This is a genomic window from Pseudomonas sp. SDO524_S393 (genome assembly GCF_054071875.1).
On sequence record NZ_JBSVVZ010000030.1, the window covers coordinates 56,671 to 76,054 of the forward strand.

The 19,384-nt window shown below is 62.1% G+C and carries 17 protein-coding genes and 1 riboswitch; of the genes, 5 read left to right on the top strand and 12 right to left on the bottom strand.

What is annotated here, in order from left to right; genetic code table 11:
- Positions 1–34: 34 nt before the first annotated feature.
- The 5 genes from ACW9IB_RS15300 to ahcY all read right to left on the bottom strand — a co-directional run bounded on the left by ACW9IB_RS15300 (position 35) and on the right by ahcY (position 6,573).
- A complete protein-coding gene (locus tag ACW9IB_RS15300) occupies positions 35–1,906 on the bottom strand; it encodes a DEAD/DEAH box helicase (protein ID WP_457414315.1) in 1,872 nt (623 codons plus the stop codon).
- Positions 1,907–2,128: 222 nt separating this feature from the next.
- The gene (locus ACW9IB_RS15305; RefSeq protein ID WP_457414316.1) at positions 2,129–2,920 is read right to left on the bottom strand and encodes a substrate-binding periplasmic protein; all 792 of its coding nucleotides are present in this window, start codon (positions 2,918–2,920) and stop codon (positions 2,129–2,131) included.
- Between the two features lie 63 nt (positions 2,921–2,983).
- Positions 2,984–4,066 carry a hypothetical protein gene (locus ACW9IB_RS15310; RefSeq protein ID WP_457414317.1) on the bottom strand — a complete coding sequence of 361 codons (1,083 nt, stop codon included), beginning with the start codon at positions 4,064–4,066 and terminating at the stop codon, positions 2,984–2,986.
- Between the two features lie 78 nt (positions 4,067–4,144).
- Positions 4,145–4,990, bottom strand: coding sequence for a methylenetetrahydrofolate reductase [NAD(P)H] (gene metF, locus ACW9IB_RS15315; RefSeq protein ID WP_457368699.1), 846 nt, complete (start codon positions 4,988–4,990; stop codon positions 4,145–4,147).
- A 173-nt stretch (positions 4,991–5,163) separates the two neighbouring features.
- Positions 5,164–6,573, bottom strand: a complete 1,410-nt coding sequence (gene ahcY / locus ACW9IB_RS15320) for an adenosylhomocysteinase (RefSeq protein ID WP_457414319.1) — start codon at positions 6,571–6,573, stop codon at positions 5,164–5,166.
- A 21-nt stretch (positions 6,574–6,594) separates the two neighbouring features.
- A riboswitch (S-adenosyl-L-homocysteine riboswitch) is annotated at positions 6,595–6,701 on the bottom strand.
- A gap of 198 nt (positions 6,702–6,899) precedes the next feature.
- On the opposite strand from ahcY, the gene ACW9IB_RS15325 reads away from it, so the two are divergent.
- Together ACW9IB_RS15325 and ACW9IB_RS15330 are read left to right on the top strand one after the other, a co-directional pair.
- On the top strand, positions 6,900–7,304 hold the full coding sequence (locus ACW9IB_RS15325; protein ID WP_178920076.1) for an acyl-CoA thioesterase: 405 nt from the start codon (positions 6,900–6,902) through the stop codon (positions 7,302–7,304).
- Positions 7,305–7,476: 172 nt separating this feature from the next.
- Positions 7,477–8,364, top strand: coding sequence for a formate/nitrite transporter family protein (locus ACW9IB_RS15330; protein ID WP_457368697.1), 888 nt, complete (start codon positions 7,477–7,479; stop codon positions 8,362–8,364).
- Here ACW9IB_RS15330 and ACW9IB_RS15335 read toward each other — a convergent pair.
- Positions 8,358–9,617: a cation:proton antiporter gene (locus tag ACW9IB_RS15335; protein ID WP_457414320.1), complete on the bottom strand. Its 1,260-nt coding sequence runs from the start codon at positions 9,615–9,617 to the stop codon at positions 8,358–8,360. The genes ACW9IB_RS15330 and ACW9IB_RS15335 overlap by 7 nt on opposite strands.
- A 193-nt stretch (positions 9,618–9,810) precedes the next feature.
- Here ACW9IB_RS15335 and ACW9IB_RS15340 point away from each other — a divergent pair, with 193 nt between their 5' ends.
- On the top strand, positions 9,811–10,197 hold the full coding sequence (locus ACW9IB_RS15340; protein ID WP_457368695.1) for an MAPEG family protein: 387 nt from the start codon (positions 9,811–9,813) through the stop codon (positions 10,195–10,197).
- A gap of 125 nt (positions 10,198–10,322) precedes the next feature.
- On the opposite strand, the gene mltA is transcribed toward ACW9IB_RS15340, so the two are convergent.
- Positions 10,323–11,507 (bottom strand): murein transglycosylase A, encoded by a 1,185-nt coding sequence (gene mltA / locus ACW9IB_RS15345; RefSeq protein WP_457368694.1) that lies wholly within the window; start codon positions 11,505–11,507, stop codon positions 10,323–10,325.
- Between the two features lie 129 nt (positions 11,508–11,636).
- Here mltA and ACW9IB_RS15350 point away from each other — a divergent pair, with 129 nt between their 5' ends.
- Positions 11,637–12,086, top strand: a complete 450-nt coding sequence (locus tag ACW9IB_RS15350; protein WP_457414322.1) for a c-type cytochrome — start codon at positions 11,637–11,639, stop codon at positions 12,084–12,086.
- A gap of 6 nt (positions 12,087–12,092) precedes the next feature.
- Here ACW9IB_RS15350 and ACW9IB_RS15355 read toward each other — a convergent pair whose 3' ends face one another.
- The 5 genes from ACW9IB_RS15355 to ACW9IB_RS15375 form a co-directional block, all read right to left on the bottom strand.
- Positions 12,093–12,482, bottom strand: coding sequence for a DUF1090 domain-containing protein (locus ACW9IB_RS15355; protein WP_457414323.1), 390 nt, complete (start codon positions 12,480–12,482; stop codon positions 12,093–12,095).
- A gap of 40 nt (positions 12,483–12,522) precedes the next feature.
- On the bottom strand, positions 12,523–14,187 hold the full coding sequence (gene ligB / locus ACW9IB_RS15360; protein ID WP_457414324.1) for an NAD-dependent DNA ligase LigB: 1,665 nt from the start codon (positions 14,185–14,187) through the stop codon (positions 12,523–12,525).
- 95 nt (positions 14,188–14,282) lie between these two features.
- Positions 14,283–14,633, bottom strand: a complete 351-nt coding sequence (locus ACW9IB_RS15365; protein WP_457368690.1) for a hypothetical protein — start codon at positions 14,631–14,633, stop codon at positions 14,283–14,285.
- 221 nt (positions 14,634–14,854) lie between these two features.
- A complete protein-coding gene (gene metK, locus ACW9IB_RS15370) occupies positions 14,855–16,045 on the bottom strand; it encodes a methionine adenosyltransferase (protein ID WP_457368689.1) in 1,191 nt (396 codons plus the stop codon).
- Positions 16,046–16,064: 19 nt separating this feature from the next.
- Positions 16,065–17,060: an ArsR/SmtB family transcription factor gene (locus ACW9IB_RS15375; RefSeq protein ID WP_457368688.1), complete on the bottom strand. Its 996-nt coding sequence runs from the start codon at positions 17,058–17,060 to the stop codon at positions 16,065–16,067.
- A 259-nt stretch (positions 17,061–17,319) separates the two neighbouring features.
- Here ACW9IB_RS15375 and tkt point away from each other — a divergent pair, with 259 nt between their 5' ends.
- Positions 17,320–19,317, top strand: coding sequence for a transketolase (gene tkt / locus ACW9IB_RS15380; protein ID WP_457368687.1), 1,998 nt, complete (start codon positions 17,320–17,322; stop codon positions 19,315–19,317).
- Positions 19,318–19,384: the final 67 nt, after the last annotated feature.

Genomic DNA, 19,384 nt, shown 5'->3' on the forward strand with positions numbered 1-19,384 from the left:
GCTGGCAATGGTGCTCTGTATCTAGCCCATGAAACTAGCGGTTGCGAGTCAGCAGCGCTGGTTTCTCACCACGAGGACGGGTTGGCAGTTGGTCCAACTGCTCCGGTGTCGGGAAGCGGTCGGCTTTCGACTCCTTGTGGATGATCTTGGGGGCCGGGCCGCCGCGCGGGTTCTGCACGGCCGGTTCCGAGGAGCGAGCGTCGTCACGGGACGGGCGACGGTTGCGCGAGTCTTCGCGACGCCCCTGGCCGTCACGTGGTGCGCCATTACGCGGGCCGTTGCGCTTGGCCGGTGCGGTGCCGGTGGTGCTGCCGTTGCTGTTGCGCGGGCTGTTGTTCTGGCGACCACCCTGTGGCTGACCGCTACGAGGTGCGCCGGCACCCTGGGCTTGCCCGCCTGGACGACGGCCGCGGCCCGGGGCCGGTTTGGCCTGGGGCACGTAGTCGACGCGGTTGCCGAAGTTATCGATATCGTCGTCGAGGAACTCATCCGGAGCGCGGTCGGCTGCCGCGCGGGGCGGCTGGCTCGGCTGACGCTGTTCGCGGGCCGGGGTGCCTTCGCGAGGCTTCTGTTCACGGGCAGGGCGCTCGCCACGGCTGTTGCTGGCGGACTTTTCCTTGCCTTTGTCCTTGCCCTTGTCGCGACGACCACCGCCACCGCCGCCACCGTTCGGGCCATCGCCCTTCGGACCGCGAGCGTTGCGCGGGTTGCGTACGTCCGGACGTTCGCGGGCTTCGGGCTTCTCGGCCTCCACGGCGCTGGCATCGAAGCCCATCAGGTCGCCATCGGCGATTTTCTGCTTGGTCATGCGCTCGATGCTTTTCAGCAGTTTTTCTTCGTCCGGCGCCACCAGGGAGATGGCCTCACCGGTGCGCCCCGCACGGCCGGTACGGCCAATACGGTGCACGTAGTCTTCGTCGACGTTGGGCAACTCGAAGTTGACCACGTGTGGCAACTGGTCGATATCCAGGCCGCGGGCGGCGATATCGGTCGCCACCAGGATGCGCACGGTGTTGGCCTTGAAGTCGGCCAGTGCCTTGGTGCGCGCGTTCTGGCTCTTGTTGCCGTGGATGGCGACGGCAGGCAGGCCGTGCTTGTCCAGGTACTCGGCCAGACGGTTGGCACCGTGCTTGGTACGGGTGAACACCAGGACCTGTTCCCACGCACCGGCGGTGATCAGGTGGGCCAGCAGTGCACGCTTGTGGCTGGCAGCCAGGCGGAACACGCGTTGCTCGATACGCTCGACCGTGGTGTTCGGCGGCGTGACTTCGATGCGTTCCGGGTTATGCAGCAGCTTACCGGCCAGGGCGGTGATATCGGCGGAGAACGTCGCCGAAAACAGCAGGTTCTGGCGTTTGGCCGGCAGGCGGGCGAGGACTTTTTTCACGTCATGGACAAAGCCCATGTCGAGCATGCGGTCGGCTTCGTCCAGCACGAGGATTTCCACGTGGGACAGATCGACGCTGCCCTGGCCGCACAGGTCGAGCAGGCGGCCCGGGCAGGCCACCAGTACGTCCACGCCACGGGACATGGCCTGAACCTGCGGGTTCATGCCGACGCCGCCGAAGATGCAGGCGCTGACGAACTTCAGGTCGCGGGCGTACAGCTTGAAGCTGTCATGCACTTGGGCGGCGAGTTCGCGGGTAGGGGTCAGGACCAGTACGCGCGGTTGGCGCGGGCCGTGACGCTGGGATTTGTCCGGGTGACCGTTGGGGAACAACCGCTCCAGAATCGGGAGGGCGAAACCGCCGGTTTTACCAGTACCTGTCTGAGCCGCAACCATCAGGTCGCGACCTTGCAACACGGCGGGAATGGCCCGCTGTTGCACCGGAGTAGGCTCGGTATAGCCCGCTGCCTCGATGGCGCGGACTAAAGCCTCGGAGAGACCGAGGGAAGCAAAGGACATGAGTAATCCTGTTTTAGTTAGGGCTTGGCCCAGAGGGATAATCTTGCCGGGCGTGAATGGCGCTTGAAGGAGCGCAATCCCGTCCGGTCCTGCTGTGTCTGGCGGGCACTCCACCGGCTCGCGCGGGCCGCAAAGCTGCGCAGTAGCGGGGTTGGGTGCCTTTTTCAGGACCTCAGCGGCCGGGCGTAAGCCTGGCGGAAAGGCCGGAGTATAACAGAGCAATCACGGTGCGCTGTGTTCCTGCTGCTCAACGGTGCGTTCCGAGGCCATATTGGCCTGGATTCCTCCATATTTGGCGCTCAGGGCGGCGTAGGCCGGTTCTTGCTTGAAACGCTTGAGTTCGGCGGCGAAGCGCTGCACCAGCAAGTCCATGCCCGCGCCACGGCGTACGGCGAGGAACTGCTGCTGGCGGCTGATCACGGCCGTTGCCTGGCTGACTTTGCCCTCCAGGCCCAGCGTTTTGATCATGTGCTGCCCGACCCGACGGTCCGTGATCACCAGGTCGACGCGGCCCAGCAACAATTTGCCGAAATTGGCCTCATGGCTGGGCGCCGGTTCTCGGTTGAACAGGCCGGATTCGCTGAAGTCCGCGCCATACAAATAGCCCGGCGAGGTGCCGACGGTCAGGCCGCGCAGGTCATCGAGGGTTGCGGCGGGATGGGGCCGTTCGTTGGCGTAATACAGTACGAACTCCACTTCCGACAACGGTTCGCTGGGGTACAGCAGCAGGGCGTCGCGATCATGGCTGTGGAAAATATCCAGCGCGCCATCGGCGTGGCCCTGTTCCAGCATGGCCAGGCAGCGTTTCCAGGGCAGGAATTGCCATTGCACGTCGACCCCGAGGCGCTGGAACACGATCATCGTGGTTTCGTAATCCAGCCCTTGCCTGACCCCATTTTCTTCATACACATAGGGCGCCCAGGGCTCGGTGACAATGCGCAATTGCTCGCCCTGGGCGGCCAGGCTCAGGCAAGTGAAAAGGGCAGCGGTCGCAAGCTTCAGAATGACGGACATGCCGTGAGGTTACGACGCTCCCGCGCTAAAGAGAAGCTCTGGAACACGCCTCTGCGGGCCGCGCTATTTTGCCGGTGAGGTCATCAAGTGTTCGTAGATGGCGCGGCGCCGCTCACCCAGGATCAGGCGCACCACCGGGTTGGCGAACCAGTGTTCCAACTGATGAGCATCGATCGGGCGTTTCTGGCGTTCTTCCTGGTTCTGCCGGGCCTTGTCCCACCAAACCGGGCCGCAGGCCTGGTCGAATTCGTTCTCGTGCTCGTAGCAGCCGTAGAGAATCTCGCGGATGAATTGCTGTTGATGCTTGGGCAGCACCAGGGTGATCAGCTTGTACAGCTGGCGCTGCAAGCGGGGGGGACGCGGCAGATGGGCGGAAACCTGGCGTGTGTCGGCCAGGGCCAGGGCGCTGGTGGGGTTGGCCGCGTGCTTGGCGATCCAGGCCTTGACCTTGGCGCGAAACAATTGCTTGCGGCTCCAGTAGTGATGGATCAGGTCCGGGCACTCGCGCACATTGACTGTGCGGTAGGCGGCAATCGACAGGCAGAATTCTTCCAGGGTGTAGGCGCCCTGGGCATGGGGGAACAGTTCATCCATCAGTTCGATGGAGCGGTCGAGGATGTGAGCGTCCTGTTGAGTCAGGCCCATGACCCCGGAGTTGAGGGTCATCATGTCGTCATCGGCCACACCCATGTCCAGCAGGCGCTGATGCAGGGCGGTGTAGAGGATGCTTTCGTGGTTGTCGCCGTATCGCGTGTAGAACGCGTTGCACAGCAGGGTGCCAGGTTGCACGCGTTCGAACAGCGCCATGGGCGAGTGGTGGAAGAACGTGTCGGTGTCGATCAGCAAGGCCACCGGGGACTCTTCCAGCACGGTGCGCAACGCCACGTGTTTGGTACGGAAATGGTAGCCGTGGGGTTCGCTCCACTGCTTGCGGGTGGCCGCGTCCAGCGGGCGTACGCGCACGGGCAGCAGGCGATAGGGCTCGGGGTTGTCGCTGAATACCTGGATGTCCAGGGGGGCGTCCGGAGTGTCCTGCAAAAATGCCAGTGCGCTGGCGATGCTGAATACCGCCTCCTGGTGATAGGTCTCGGAGCCGAAGACCAGGTAAACCAGTTGCGGGCGCAAGGTAGGGGGCGCTGTATTCATGGACTGCAGGGTTCCGTAGGCATGTAAAACGACAAAGGCCCTCGTGCAACCGAGGGCCTTGGCACAGCCGGACAAGCGTTAGCGTGGCAGCTTTAGGTTGTTCCAGATGGCAAGGCTGGGTTCAGCCTGGTTCAGGGTATAGAAGTGCAACCCCGGGGCGCCACCTTGCAACAGCCGTTCGCACATTTCGCTGATGACCTGCTCGCCGAACGCCTGGATGCTTTTGACGTCGTCGCCGTAGGCTTCCAGTTGCTTGCGCACCCAGCGTGGGATCTCTGCGCCGCAGGCGTCGGAGAAGCGTGCGAGCTTGCTGTAGTTGGTGATCGGCATGATGCCCGGCACGATCGGGATGTTCACGCCCATCGCCCGTACGCGCTCGACGAAGTAGAAGTAGCTGTCGGCGTTGAAGAAGTACTGGGTGATCGCGCTGTCGGCGCCGGCATTGGCCTTGCGCACGAAATTCTGCAAATCGTCTTCGAAGTTGCGCGCCTGGGGGTGCATCTCCGGATAAGCCGCGACTTCGATATGGAAGTGCTCGCCGCTTTCTTCACGGATGAAACTTACCAGGTCATTGGCGTAGCGCAGCTCACCGCTGGCCATGCCCATGCCGGAGGGCAGGTCGCCACGCAGGGCGACGATGCGCTTGATGCCGGCGGCCTTGTATTGGGTCAGCAGGCCGCGCAGGTCGGCCTTGCTGTCGCCCACGCACGACAAGTGCGGAGCGGCGGGAACTTTGACTTCGCTTTCCAGCTGCAACACGGTGTTGATCGTGCGATCACGGGTCGAACCGCCGGCGCCGTAGGTGCAGGAAAAGAAGTCGGGGGTGTAGCTGGCCAGTTGCTTGGCAACGGCCATCAGTTTTTCATGCCCAGCCTCGGTCTTGGTCGGGAAAAACTCGAAGCTGTAGCGACGGTCTTGGGACATGGTAATACCCTTGGAAACTCAAAGCTGGAAGGCTTGCGCTGTCAATGTGGGAGCGGGCTTGCCCGCGAATGCGGTGGGTCAGTTGATAACGCTGTCGACTGAAACGCCTCAGTCGCGAGCAAGCCCGCTCCCACACAAGCCCGCCTCCACAAGGAGGGCGGGCAGCAGGCATATCAGTAGCGGTAAGCGTGCGGCTTGAACGGACCTTCAACGCTCACGCCGATGTAGTCGGCCTGGGTCTTGGTCAGTTGAGTCACGACGCCGCCGAAGCCGCGGACCATTTCCAGGGCCACTTCTTCGTCGAGTTTCTTCGGCAGGACTTCCACGGTCAGGCGCTCGGCTTTCTGGGCGGGCGACAGGTCGGCGTACTTCTGTTCGAACAGGAAGATCTGCGCCAGAACCTGGTTGGCGAACGAGCCGTCCATGATGCGGCTTGGGTGGCCGGTGGCGTTGCCCAGGTTAACCAGGCGGCCTTCGGCCAGCAGGATCAGGTAGTCGTCGTTCTGCGGGTCGAAATCGCCATGGCCGGTGCGGTGAACCTTGTGCACCTGTGGCTTCACTTCTTCCCATGCCCAGTTCTTGCGCATGAAAGCGGTGTCGATCTCGTTGTCGAAGTGACCGATGTTGCATACCACGGCGCGTTTTTTCAGGGCCTTGAGCATGTTGGCATCGCAGACGTTGACGTTACCGGTGGTGGTGACGATCAGGTCGATCTTGCCCAGCAGGGCCTTGTCGATGCTCGCTGCGGTGCCGTCGTTCTGACCGTTGATGAACGGCGAAGCCACTTCGAAACCGTCCATGCAGGCTTGCATGGCGCAGATCGGGTCGACTTCGGAGACCTTCACGATCATGCCTTCCTGACGCAGGGACTGGGCCGAGCCCTTGCCCACGTCGCCGTAGCCGATCACCAGGGCTTGCTTGCCCGACAGCAGGTGGTCGGTACCGCGCTTGATGGCATCGTTCAGGCTGTGACGGCAGCCGTACTTGTTGTCGTTCTTGCTCTTGGTCACCGAGTCGTTGACGTTGATGGCCGGGATTTTCAGCTCGCCCTTGGCCAGCATGTCCAGCAGACGATGCACGCCGGTGGTGGTTTCTTCGGTCACGCCGTGGACGCGGTCGAGGATCTGCGGGTATTTCTTGTGCAGCAGCTCGGTCAGGTCACCGCCGTCGTCGAGGATCATGTTGGCGTCCCATGGCTTGCCATCCTTGAGGATGGTCTGCTCCAGGCACCACTCGTACTCTTGCTCGGTCTCGCCTTTCCAGGCGAATACCGGGATACCGGCGGCGGCGATAGCAGCAGCGGCCTGGTCTTGAGTCGAGAAGATGTTGCACGACGACCAGCGCACTTCGGCACCCAGGGCAACCAGGGTTTCGATCAGCACGGCAGTCTGAATGGTCATGTGGATGCAGCCGAGGATCTTGGCGCCTTTGAGCGGCTGCTCGGCGGCGTATTTGCGACGCAGGCCCATCAGGGCAGGCATTTCGGATTCGGCGATAAAGGTTTCGCGACGGCCCCAGGCAGCGAGGGACATGTCGGCGACTTTGTAGTCGTTGAAATCTGCAGGCGTGATTACTGCGCTCATGAAGAGCCTCCATTCGTAGTGTGCGAATGGGCGCCGTTGTGCGTTTAGTATCAGGCCAGGTGAGCCAGGCCGGACAACGCCCCATCCGAGCCTGACAGGTCGAACCTGCTGCAGCGCCCCTCGGACAGGTGGCGGGAGAACGGTATCAATCGAAGATGACCGTTTTGAAGCGGGTGCGATTATAGCCGTGTAGGCGACACTTCCCAAGCCTTTCTGTCGGTCATATGAAGATCGTTGATAGGTGGAATAGGCAATGCTGCATAGAGCTTGGGGCCGGGCTCTGCCATGATGTTGGCCATCATTCGGCAAGACGCTCTGGAGTGACCATGAACTTCCACACCCGCAAATGGGTAAAACCCGAAGACCTCAACCCCAACGGCACCCTGTTCGGCGGCAGCCTGCTGCGCTGGATCGATGAAGAAGCGGCCATCTACGCCATTGTCCAGTTGGGCAACCAGCGTGTCGTCACCAAGTACATCTCCGAAATCAACTTCGTCAGCGCCTCGCGCCAGGGCGACATCATCGAGTTGGGCATCACCGCCACCGAGTTCGGTCGTACCTCCATCACCCTGACCTGTGAAGTGCGCAACAAAATTACCCGCAAAAGCATCCTCACCGTGGAAAAAATGGTCTTCGTCAACCTTGGCGAAGACGGCCTGCCCGCGCCGCATGGCCGCACGGAGATCAAGTATGTGAAGGACCAGTTCCAGGACGACAACGTCACCGAGTAACAGCCGCGCAAGTCATGGGAATTGCCGACCGGCTGAGCGCGGGTGGCGCGCCGGCCTTTCCGCTCGGTTCGACCACCGTGGAAATGGCCAGGGCCTGGCGCATACCGGGCCACTGAACAGCCGCCGTCGTCGCGTGTCGTAGCTACAGGCACCCCTTGGATTCCGGTAGATCATGGCCACTCACGACGACGGCAAGACCCCCAATCTGTCGCAGGAAGAACAGCAGGACGTTGACAAGAACCAGCCGCCCCGTGCGGCGGTCCTGCATGAAATCATTCGCACCCAGGGCGACCAGGAACTGGAACGCAATGTGGCAGCCCTATGGTGGTCAGCCCTGGCCGCTGGCCTGACCATGGGCTTGTCATTGATGGGCATGGGTCTGCTCAATTCACGCCTGCCGGACGACGAGACGTTCAAGGTGATCGCCAGCTTCGGCTACTGCGCGGGTTTTCTCGCGGTGATCCTGGCGCGCCAGCAACTCTTCACCGAAAACACCCTTACCGCCGTGCTGCCGGTGATGAGCAAACCTACGCTGGCCAATGCCGGACGCCTGTTGCGATTGTGGACCGTGGTGCTGGTGGGCAACCTCTGCGGTACCTTGCTGGTGGCGTACGTGATGCTGCACCTGCCGATCTTCGACACCAAGACCGACCTGGCCTTCCTGGAAATCGGGCGCAAAGTGATGGAAAACGACCCAGGGCAGATGTTCGCCAAGGGCATCGTCTCCGGCTGGATGATCGCCACCATGGTCTGGATGATCCCGTCCATGGAAAGCGCCAAGCTGTGGATCATCATCCTGATTACCTACCTGATGGCGCTGGGTGACTTCACCCATATCGTCGTAGGCTCGGCGGAAGTGTCTTATCTGGTGTTTGCCGGCGAGCTGCCGTGGCGGGATTTCTGGCAGGTGTTCGCCGGGCCGACGCTGGCGGGCAACATTATTGGCGGCAGTTTCATCTTTGCGTTGATCAGCCATGCGCAGGTCCGCAGCGAGAGCAGCCTGCCGGGCAAGCAGGCTGCGGACCCCAGGCACCCGCCGCGGATCCGCAAGGATCAGTGAGCGTCAGGGGTGACCTGGGGCTCGTCCCGGGTCACGTGCTTGACCAGCTTGCCGATGCTCAAACCCTGCAGCAGGATCGACGACAGCACCACAATGTAGGTGATGCTCAGCAGCAGGTCGCGTTCCGGGCCAAGCGGCAACGCCAGCGCCAGAGCGACGGAAACCCCGCCACGCAGCCCGCCCCAGGTGAGGATGCGGATAGTGCCGCGCGGCACACTGCGCCAGTGTCGCAACAACAGGATCGCCGGGGCCACGGTGAGCAAGCGCGACAAGAGAATCGCCACTGCCAGCAGGCTGGCGGCGAACACGTGCAGCCAGTTGAACGGCAGTAGCAACAGCTCCATGCCGATCAGTGCGAACAACAGGGCGTTGAGCATGTCATCGAGCAGTTCCCAGAAACCGTCCAGGTAGCGACGCGTCATGTCGTTCATCGCCAGCTTGCGCCCCAGATTGCCGATGATCAGGCCCGCCACCACCATCGCAATCGGTGCCGAGACGTGCAGTTCGGTGGCCATCGCCGAACCGCCGATGACCAGGGCGAGGGTCAGCATGACCTCGATCTGGTGTTGTTCGATGCTCTTGATCATCAGGTACACCAGGTAACCGATCAGCCCGCCGAACACCACGCCGCCAATGGCTTCATGGGCGAACAGCAAAGCGGTCGCGCCCACCGTCGGCGTTTCGCCCAGTTGGGCGATACCCAGCAATACGGTAAACACCACCACGGCGGTGCCGTCGTTGAACAGCGACTCGCCGACGATGGTGGTTTTCAGTGGCTTGGACGCATTGGCGGTACGTAGCACGCCCAATACCGCAATAGGATCGGTGGGCGAAATGAGCGCGCCGAACAGCAGGCAGTACAGGAAGCTCACGTGCCAGCCGAACAGGGCGAAGATGTAGTACGCGAGGCTGCCGATCACCACCGTGGCGATCAACACGCCAAAGGTCGCCAGCAGGCCGATGGGCCAGCGGTAACTGCGCAGGTCGTTCAGGTTTACGTGCAGCGCGCCGGCGAACAGCAGAAAGGAGAGCATCCAGTTCATCAGCAGGTCGCCGAAGTCGATCTGGCCGATCAGTTGCTGGATGCGCTCTTCGAGACCGGGATAGCCGAGAACGCTCAGGCCTTGCAGGATCAGGGAAAACACCAGGGCAGTGACCATCACGCCGATAGTCGGCGGCAGACCGATAAAGCGGAAGTTCACATAGGTGAGCAGCGTGGTGAGGCAGATAAAGGCGGCGACAAGTTCAAGCATCCGGGGTCCTTGGAAGTGGGGTGGCGGAACATTATTGGGGGATGGACCGCAGTGGCGGCGCGAGGTTGCAGGGGCAGGACGCAAAACACCGATAGAACCTTTGCCAGTGCGGTGGCTCATAACGGTGGATGCGGCTTGCCGGGTTTAGTGCTAAAACTCTAATTTCTGCTTGAAAACAAAAAAGGAATCAGTGATGACGGTGGCCTTCTGGTGTGTGTTGATCGCAATTTTCCTGCCTTACCTGTGCACGGGTGTGGCCAAGTTCAGCCAAGGCAAGTTCGGCCCCCGGCAGAACCACGACCCGCGGGCTTTCCTGGACACCCTCGACGGTTTTGCCCGACGGGCCCATAACGCCCAGCTCAACAGCTTTGAAGTCACCCCGGCGTTTGCAGCGGCGGTGATTATCGCGCACCTGGCCGGCACGGCCGAATTGGTGACCATCAACGTATTGGCGGTGCTGTTTATCACCAGCCGCCTGCTGTACATCATCTGCTACCTGGCGGATTGGGCGATGTTGCGTTCGCTGGTGTGGTTCGTGGGCATGGCGCTGATTGCGAGTTTCTTTTTTGTCTCGATCTGAAGATTGACACATTCCAACGTGGGAGCTGGCTTGCCTGCGATCGCGCAGTGTCAGCCAGCAAAGAGGTATCTGGCGGGCCGCCATCGCGGGCAAGCCCGGCTCCCACACGGGTTCGGTGTTGTTCTTCAGGTTCCGGCAGGAGCATCGGGCACTTGCGGCAGCGCAGTACCTTTGGGCCACAACATCCAGATCTGACCCTGCTGCTTCATGTTGCCTGCCAGTTCACCCGCCGCATCGCCGGTGCCCCAGAACAAGTCCGCCCGCACTTCGCCGGTGATCGCACCGCCAGTGTCTTGCGCGGCGACGGGCCGGGCAATGGGCGAACCATCCGGCTTGGTGGTCGACAACCACAACAGGCTCCCCAGCGGGATCACCTTGCGATCCACCGCAACACTGTAGCCGGCGGTCAATGGCACGTTCAGCGAACCGCGCGGACCTTCGTTGCTGTCAGGGCGGGCGCTGAAGAACACGTAGCTGGGGTTGCTCGCCAGCAGTTCCGGGATGCGTTGCGGATGCGCCTTGGCCCAGGCGCTGATGGCGCCCATGGTCACGTCGTCCTTTTTCAATTCGCCTTGCTCCACCAGCCAGCGACCGATGGGCCGGTAAGGGTAGCCGTTCTGGTCGCCGTAACCGACGCGTAGTTGGCGACCGCCCGCCAGTTGAATGCGGCCCGAGCCCTGGATCTGCAGGAATTGCAGGTCCATCGGGTTGGTCAGCCAGGCAATCGGCTTGGCCGTGGACCCCTTGCCGTTGATAGCGCTGGCGTCGTCGTAGGGCTTGAGTACCCGACCTTCCAGGCGACCTCGCAGGCGCTTGCCCTTGAGTTCCGGGTAGATGGATTCCAGGTTGACGATGATGAGGTCATCCGGGACGCCGTACACCGGCACATTGGCGGTGGCGGTTTTGGTCAGGCTGCCGGGGTAGACCGGTTCGTAGTAGCCAGTGATCAAGCCGTTCGGGGTGTTGTCGGCCGAACGCAGGCCGTACACATCCAGGCGTTCTTTCAGAAACCCGCGAATCGCCACGGCGTTGCCGGGCACAGTCGACGCCGCGGCGCAGGTAGCGCCCCATACCGGGTCGGCCTTGAGACGTTGGCAGGCGCTGCGCCAGGACTCGAAACCGGCCAGCAGGTCGGCGTCGGAGACCGTCGGCAGCGAGTCCCACGGCGCGCTCACATAGGTGGCGACGGCATGGGGTTTGACGATTTCATCTTTGGCCGCATCCTTACCGCTGTCGCAGCCGGCCAGCAGCGCGATCATCGGCAGAGCCCACGCCAGGCGGCGACTCCAGAGTTTCGAGGTGACATTCATACAAACGATTCCTGAAGCGATTGCCCGCCGTTTCATGTGTGCGAGCAACCCTCATTATTAATAGGGCTATTGGTCTTTGCGGGCGGGGCGAGGATACTGGCCGCCGTTTCCCGTGACCTTGAAGCCACCATGACTTTTAAACGACTGACCGTTCTATTGCTGGCCTGCCTCACCCTTTGCGCCTGTGGTGGCGTGGATCCGAATTCGCCCCTGGGCCAGCGCAAGGCAATCTTCAAGCAAATGCTCAAGACTGGCGAAGACCTGGGCGGCATGCTGCGTGGGCGTATCCCGTTCGACGGCGCTGGATTTGCCGAAGGTGCGGTGAAGCTCGATGCGTTGTCCCATGAGCCGTGGAAACATTTCCCGAGTGTTCGTGAGGACGGCCACACCAGCGCCAAGGACGATGTGTGGCAGCAGCAGGCCCGTTTTCAGCAACTGGCCCGCAACCTGGAAGCGGCCACCGCTGAATTGGTGACGGCCAGCCAGGTGCAACCTTATACGGTCAGCAACCTGGGGCCCGCAGTGCAGAAGGTCGAAGATGCCTGCAGCGCCTGCCATAAACAGTTCCGGGACCACTGATCGGGTTTACTTGTCGAGCTCTTCCACCGCGTCTTGCAGGTCCTTGCGGGATTGGGCGAGCTTTTCCTTGCGCTTGTTGATCTTGTCCGCGTCACCCTTCTTCATGGCCTTGTCGAGGTCGGCTTGGCGGCGGCTGACTTCATGCTTGGCGTCGAGCACCTTGTTTTCCCGCTCTTTCTTCAGCGAAGCATCGGTGCAGTTGGCGGTGACTTCACCCAGGGCTTTTTCCAGGCCGGCCTGTTGTGCGCTGTTGCCATGGGCCTTGGCCTGTTCGATCTGGGTCGTGATGTCCTGGCGCTTGGCGGCGCAGCCGGTGAGTGGTGGCGCTTCTTCCGCGGCCAATAGTGACGTGGTCAGGAAGCTTGTCAGCAGGGCAAAGGGGGCTAGAAATTTCATGTGGGGCTCCAGGGGGCGCAATCTGATGGCCGGATAGGGTTCAAAAACCCTCTATCCCGGCCACGCGTAAGGTGTCAGCCAAGGCCTGTACCTGCGGGTCGTGAAAAAAGGCGCTCAGTTGCGCCGCGCGACCCGGGCCGATGCCATCGATGGCCAGCCAGGCTTGGGTATCTCGGGCGACCAGCGTTTGCCAGTCACCGTCCAGGTTGTTGCGTGCCGCCGGGGGGACGCCCAGCGCTTTGAGCCATTGTGCAAAGGGGCGTCGCCGGGCGCTGTCGAGGCTCTCGATCAAGCGCGCGCGGCTGCGATCACCGAAGCCATCAATGTTAGCAAGCTCTGCCGCATCAAGGGTTAACCAATCGAGGAAGCCAGCGATTAGACCGGCCTGAATCAATACGTTCCAGGTCTCGCGACCTATATGGGGCAATGCCAGGCCTTGCGGCCCGCTCAACCAGGCGAGGCGGGCCAGTAACTGCTCTTCGCAGCCTGGGTCCAGTTGCCAGCAACTGAGGGCGTGGAAGTTCGAGGCGTTCGGGGCTTGCACATCGACCCTGGTCGGATTGCGCAGAATCACTTCGTCCAGCCGTGGAATAACTTGCCCCGCGAGACTGATGGACACCTGGTCGCCGGGGCGGATATCCAGTGTTTGCCAACGTTTCACCGAACCGGCACTGACCCGGCTGATCAGCCGGTCGTCCAGCCGTACAGGTTCAAGTTCCAGCATGGGCGTGATGCGCCCCGTGCGGCCGATCTTGAACGTTACGTTCTGCACCAGGGCCAGGGCACTGGCTGTCGGGTACTTCCAGGCGACCGCCCAGTAAGGCGTGCCGACCTGCCAGCGCTGTGCGCGTGCGCGTTGTGCCTGGTGCAGCACCACGCCATCGCTGGCGAAAGGCAAGGGATGGTTGTACCAGTAGGTGCGCCAATGCGCGGCTTGAGTCATGCCCTGAATGGGTTGGCTGTAGCGCTGGGTATCGGTGAAGCCCCAGCGGGTCAGGCTGGCCAGGCGCTCGGTGAATTCGTCCGGCCCTTCAGGCCAGGCCCAGACGAACAGACCTATTCGCGCCGCGTCGGCATCGCCCAGGGTTCGACGGTTCATCAGCCCGGCCACTTTGCTTCGGGCATTGAGCCCGCCCTGTGCCGATTGCACATGGTCGTCCAGGCGCCAATAAAGCTCGCCTTGCAGCGCCAGGTCGATGGGTTCCGGCAGTTGCTGGACGATAGCCGGGATCCGCCGTGCGGAGGCTGACCAGTCATGCCCCAGCTCACCATCGCCCCGACTGATCACCTGATGCAGGTTGCCCTTGCGATAGACCAGCGTCACGGCGACGCCGTCGACCTTGGGTTGAATCCAGACCGCCTGGCGCGTGCCCAGCCATGATTCGACGGCGTTTTCGTCCGGCAGTTTTTCCAGTCCGGTATGCACGACCGGATGGCGTAGGGTGCCTCGCGAACTGGCCAGCGGGTTGTTGGCTGGCGTGGTGACTTGCGGGGAGCAGTGCTGCCAGCCTGCAAGGCGTTGGCGAGCCTGGTCGTATAGCTCGTCATTGACGGAGGATTGGCCTAGCCGGTGGTAACTGTCATCCCACTGGCGGATCTGTTCGGCGAGGACCCGGACCTGTAATTGCACATCGTCAGGGCATTCCTGCGCCCAGGCCATGAACGCAGCGGAGCAGAGTAAAAGAGTGACCAGCAAACGCATCATGAGCATCCTTGCCCGAAAAGGACGCACAGCCTAAGTGATCCGCCCGGTGATAAAAAAGCCCCGACAGTGCGGGGCTTTTTACCGGGTGTTTCCGTTTACTTGAACAGGCCGCCCAAGGCTTTTACGGCGTCGTTCTTGTCGGCCTTGGCTTCCTGGGTTTGTTGCTTGGCGTCGGCCTTGGCCTGGGTTTGCGCCAATTTGTTGCAACCCTTGTTGACCTGCTCCTGAGCGGCTTTGAAGGCTTTCACCGACAGGGCATCGTTCTTGGCTTCGGCGGCGTCGATCTTGGTTTGCAGGTCTTTGGCGTGCTGCTGACAGTCGCCGGAGTTGCCGCCACCCAGTTGGGCGCTCAAGGCGCCACCCAGTGCGCTCAGGTCGGCGGTGTGGGCCGGCAGGGCATACAGGCTGAGCAGAAGAGCGACGGGGGCGAGCGTGGAGATGCGCATGAAAAACCTCAATGTTCGATTGCCTGCGCACGTGTCTGCCCCGGGCTGACGCAGGGCAATATCCAGATAAGGTGAGGGGCCCGGGAGGGCGCGGATTCTAGTGGGCCATCATGGGTGCCGCAAGGTTTGGATCCAAAAATCGTGAAGTCCGTCCCGCAAACTTCCAGGCAATAAAAAGCCCCGCCGGGAAATCCCGGCGGGGCTCTGTTTGCCGTAGGCGATTACAGACCGGCGGCGGTGCGCAGGTCGTTGGCGCGGTCGGTTTTTTCCCAGGTGAACGTCGTGAAGGTGTCGTCGCCGACGGTCTTCTGCGCAGGGGTACGACCGAAGTGACCGTAGGCTGCGGTGTCCTGGTACATCGGGTGCAGCAGGTCGAGCATGGTGGTGATCGCGTAAGGGCGCAGGTCGAAGATCTCGCGCACCAGCTTGATGATCTTGTCGTCGCTGATCTTGCCGGTGCCGAAGGTGTTCAGCGAGATCGACGTAGGCTGGGCCACGCCGATGGCGTAGGACACCTGAATCTCGCAGCGTTCGGCCAGGCCGGCGGCAACGATGTTCTTGGCCACGTAACGACCGGCGTAAGCTGCCGAGCGGTCAACCTTGGACGGGTCTTTGCCCGAGAACGCGCCACCGCCATGACGGGCCATGCCGCCGTAGCTGTCGACGATGATCTTGCGACCGGTCAGGCCACAGTCGCCCACGGGGCCGCCGATGATGAACTGACCGGTCGGGTTGATGTGGAACTGGGTGTCCTTGGTCAGCAGTTCGGCCGGCAGCACGTGCTTGACGATCAGCTCCATCACGCCTTCGCGCAGGTCGGCGTAGGGCACATCGGGGTTGTGCTGGGTCGACAGGACGACCGCGTCGATGCCGACCACTTTGCCGCCTTCATAGCGGCAGGTCACCTGGGACTTGGCATCCGGGCGCAGCCACGGCAGCAGGCCGGATTTACGGGCTTCGGCCTGACGTTGCACCAGTTGGTGAGAGAAAGTGATCGGCGCCGGCATCAGCACGTCGGTTTCGTTGCTGGCGTAGCCGAACATCAGGCCCTGGTCGCCGGCGCCCTGGTCTTCCGGCTTGGCGCGGTCGACACCCTGGTTGATGTCCGGGGACTGCTTGCCGATGATGTTCATCACGCCGCAGGTCGCGCCGTCGAAGCCCACGTCGGAGCTGGTGTAGCCGATGTCGGTGATCACGTCACGAACGATCTGCTCCAGGTCAACCCAGGCCGAAGTGGTCACTTCGCCCGCGATGATCGCCACACCGGTTTTCACCAGGGTCTCGCACGCCACCCGGGCGAACTTGTCTTCAGCAATGATGGCGTCCAGCACCGCATCAGAAATCTGGTCGGCGATTTTGTCCGGATGCCCTTCAGACACGGACTCGGAGGTGAAAAGGGAGTATTCGCTCATCTCGATGTTTTCCTGATATTTACCGATGGTGAGTGTCGCCAGCCGGTCGCTGAAAGTGGCGGACCTGAATCTGGAAACCATTACGTAAACCTACATAGAGGCTTTCCCCGGGAGCCAGTCCCGCAGCGGTGGCCCAACGGGCCAGATCGTCCTGTTCAAACCCCAGCCAGAGATCACCGCAGGCCTCCTTGGCCCAACTCTGGTTGTGGCTGCATAAATCCGTCACCAGCAGGCTGCCGCCGGGGTGAAGCAACCCGGCCATTTGCTTGAGGGCGTCGGCTGGAGCAGCAAAATGATGCAGGACCATGTTCAGTACCACGCAATCGGTGCGCAGGCTGGTGTCTTTCAACGCGTCGGCCAATTGCAGAGTGACGTTGCCCAAGGCTTCGCGTTCGCACAGTTGGCGTGCCAGTTCGAGCATCGCCGGGCTGTTGTCGAGCGCCGTGACCTGATGGAAGCGGCGCGCCAGGTCGGGCAGGAAACCGCCATCCCCGGGGCCGACTTCCACTGCCGTGGCTTCATCGCTGAAGCTCAGCTTGTCCAGCAGGGCCAGCACGCTGTCGCGGTATTGGGACAAGCCGGCAATCAGGTCTTGCTGGGCGCGGAATTTCTCCGCAACCCGTGAGAAAAAGTCCTGGCTGGCCGCCGCACGCTGCCCATGGACCTGGCCGATGCGCGCTTGCACCTCGGTCGGCAGGCTCAGTTCATCCACCTCGTCGAGCAGGGCGGCGTGCAGCTTGCCGCCAAGCAGATCGGTGTGGGGCAGGGCACGGCGGTAGAAAATCGCATTGCCTTCACGGCGAGTGGCCACCAGATCGGCCTGGGCCAGGACCTTCAAGTGGTGGCTCATGCCGGACTGGCCGATGGCGAAGATCTGCGCCAGTTCCAGTACGCCGAAGGAGTCGTTGGTCAGCGCGCGCAATACGTTCAGACGCAACGGATCGCCGGCGGCCTTGCACAAGGCTGCCAGTTCTTCACTGTCGTCGGATCGCAGAGAGGGCGCGGATATATTCATAAGGCCAGCAGTCTAGTGACGGGTTCGAGTCCCTGCAAGGTCAATATCAAAAAGTTTTGATATTGATCGATAAGTGGCGGTTATAAGCAGTCGCGATAACGTCTGGACGAACCAGTGACCGGTTTCTGCAGTGCATTGCGCGGCAAACCGCAGGAAAAACACCTTGAAGTGACTATCTGTCATTGCCCGCAGGCGGTGGCTGAGGGAAAATGCCGGTCCTTTTTTCCGTTTCTTTTCAGCAGACCCCAGGAGATCAGCGATGCCCAGCCGTCGTGAGCGTGCCAACGCCATTCGTGCCCTCAGCATGGATGCCGTGCAAAAAGCCAACAGCGGCCATCCCGGTGCCCCGATGGGCATGGCGGATATCGCCGAGGTACTTTGGCGTGACTACCTGAAACACAACCCGAGCAACCCATCGTTCGCCGACCGTGACCGCTTCGTGCTGTCCAACGGCCACGGCTCGATGCTGATCTACTCGCTGCTGCACCTGACCGGCTACGACGTCACCATCGACGACCTCAAGAGCTTCCGCCAGTTGCACAGCCGCACCCCGGGCCACCCGGAATTCGGTTACACCCCGGGCGTCGAGACCACCACCGGTCCGCTGGGTCAGGGCCTGGCAAACGCCGTGGGTTTCGCGCTGGCTGAAAAAGTGCTGGGCGCGCAGTTCAACCGCCCTGGCCACGACATCGTCGATCACCACACCTACGTGTTCCTGGGTGATGGCTGCATGATGGAAGGCATTTCCCACGAAGTCGCTTCCCTGGCCGGTACCCTGGGCCTGGGCAAGCTGATCGCCTTCTACGATGACAACGGCATCTCCATCGACGGCGAAGTCGAAGGCTGGTTCACCGATGACACCCCGAAGCGTTTCGAAGCCTACAACTGGCAGGTGATCCGCAACGTCGACGGCCACGACCCGGAAGAAATCAAGACCGCCATCGACACCGCCCGCAAGAGCGCGCAGCCGACCCTGATCTGCTGCAAGACCACCATCGGTTTCGGTTCGCCGAACAAGCAGGGCAAAGAAGACTGCCACGGCGCTCCATTGGGTGACGCGGAAATCGCCCTGACCCGCGAAGCCCTGAAGTGGAACCATGGCCCGTTCGAAATCCCGGCCGACATCGCCGCCGAATGGGATGCGAAAGAAAAAGGCCTGGCGACCGAAGCCGAGTGGGACCAGCGTTTCGCGGCCTACTCCGCCGAATTCCCGGAGCTGGCCAACGAGCTGGTACGCCGCCTGGCTGGCGACCTGCCTGCCGACTTCTCGGAAAAGGCCTCGGCCTACATCGCTGAAGTCGCGGCCAAGGGCGAAACCATCGCCAGCCGTAAAGCCAGCCAGAACACCCTGAACGCGTTCGGCCCGCTGTTGCCGGAAGTGCTGGGCGGTTCGGCTGACCTGGCCGGTTCCAACCTGACCCTGTGGAAAGGCTGCAAAGGCGTTTCGGCTGAAGACGCCAGCGGCAACTACATGTACTACGGCGTACGTGAGTTCGGCATGAGCGCCATCATGAACGGCGTTGCCCTGCACGGTGGCCTGGTGCCTTACGGCGCGACCTTCCTGATGTTCATGGAATACGCGCGCAACGCCGTGCGCATGGCCGCGCTGATGAAGAAGCGCGTGATCCATGTGTACACCCACGACTCCATCGGCCTGGGCGAAGACGGCCCGACGCACCAGCCGGTCGAGCAACTGACCAGCCTGCGCACCACGCCGAACCTGGACACCTGGCGCCCCGCCGACGCGGTGGAATCCGCCGTGGCCTGGAAACACGCCATCGAGCGCAAGGACGGCCCTTCGGCGCTGATCTTCTCGCGTCAGAACCTGCAGCATCAGGTGCGCACCGACGCGCAGATCGCCGACATCAGCCGTGGTGGTTATGTGCTCAAGGACTGCGCCGGCGAGCCGGAGCTGATCCTGATCTCTACCGGTTCCGAAGTGGGCCTGACCGTTCAGGCGTACGAGAAACTGACCGAGCAAGGCCGCAAGGTGCGTGTGGTTTCCATGCCGTGCACCAGCGTGTTCGAAGCCCAGGACGCCGGCTACAAGCAATCGGTACTGCCGTTGCAGGTCAGCGCGCGTATCGCCATCGAAGCGGCTCACGCCGACTACTGGTACAAGTATGTGGGCCTGGAAGGTCGTGTGATCGGCATGACCACCTATGGTGAGTCGGCACCGGCGGCAGCGTTGTTCGAAGAGTTCGGCTTCACCCTGGACAACATCCTGGGTCAGGCTGAAGAGCTGCTGGAAGACTAAGTCAGTCTGCGTTGTTTGAACTGGCGCTATCGCGGGCAAGCCCGCTCCCACATTTGGATCGCGGTCT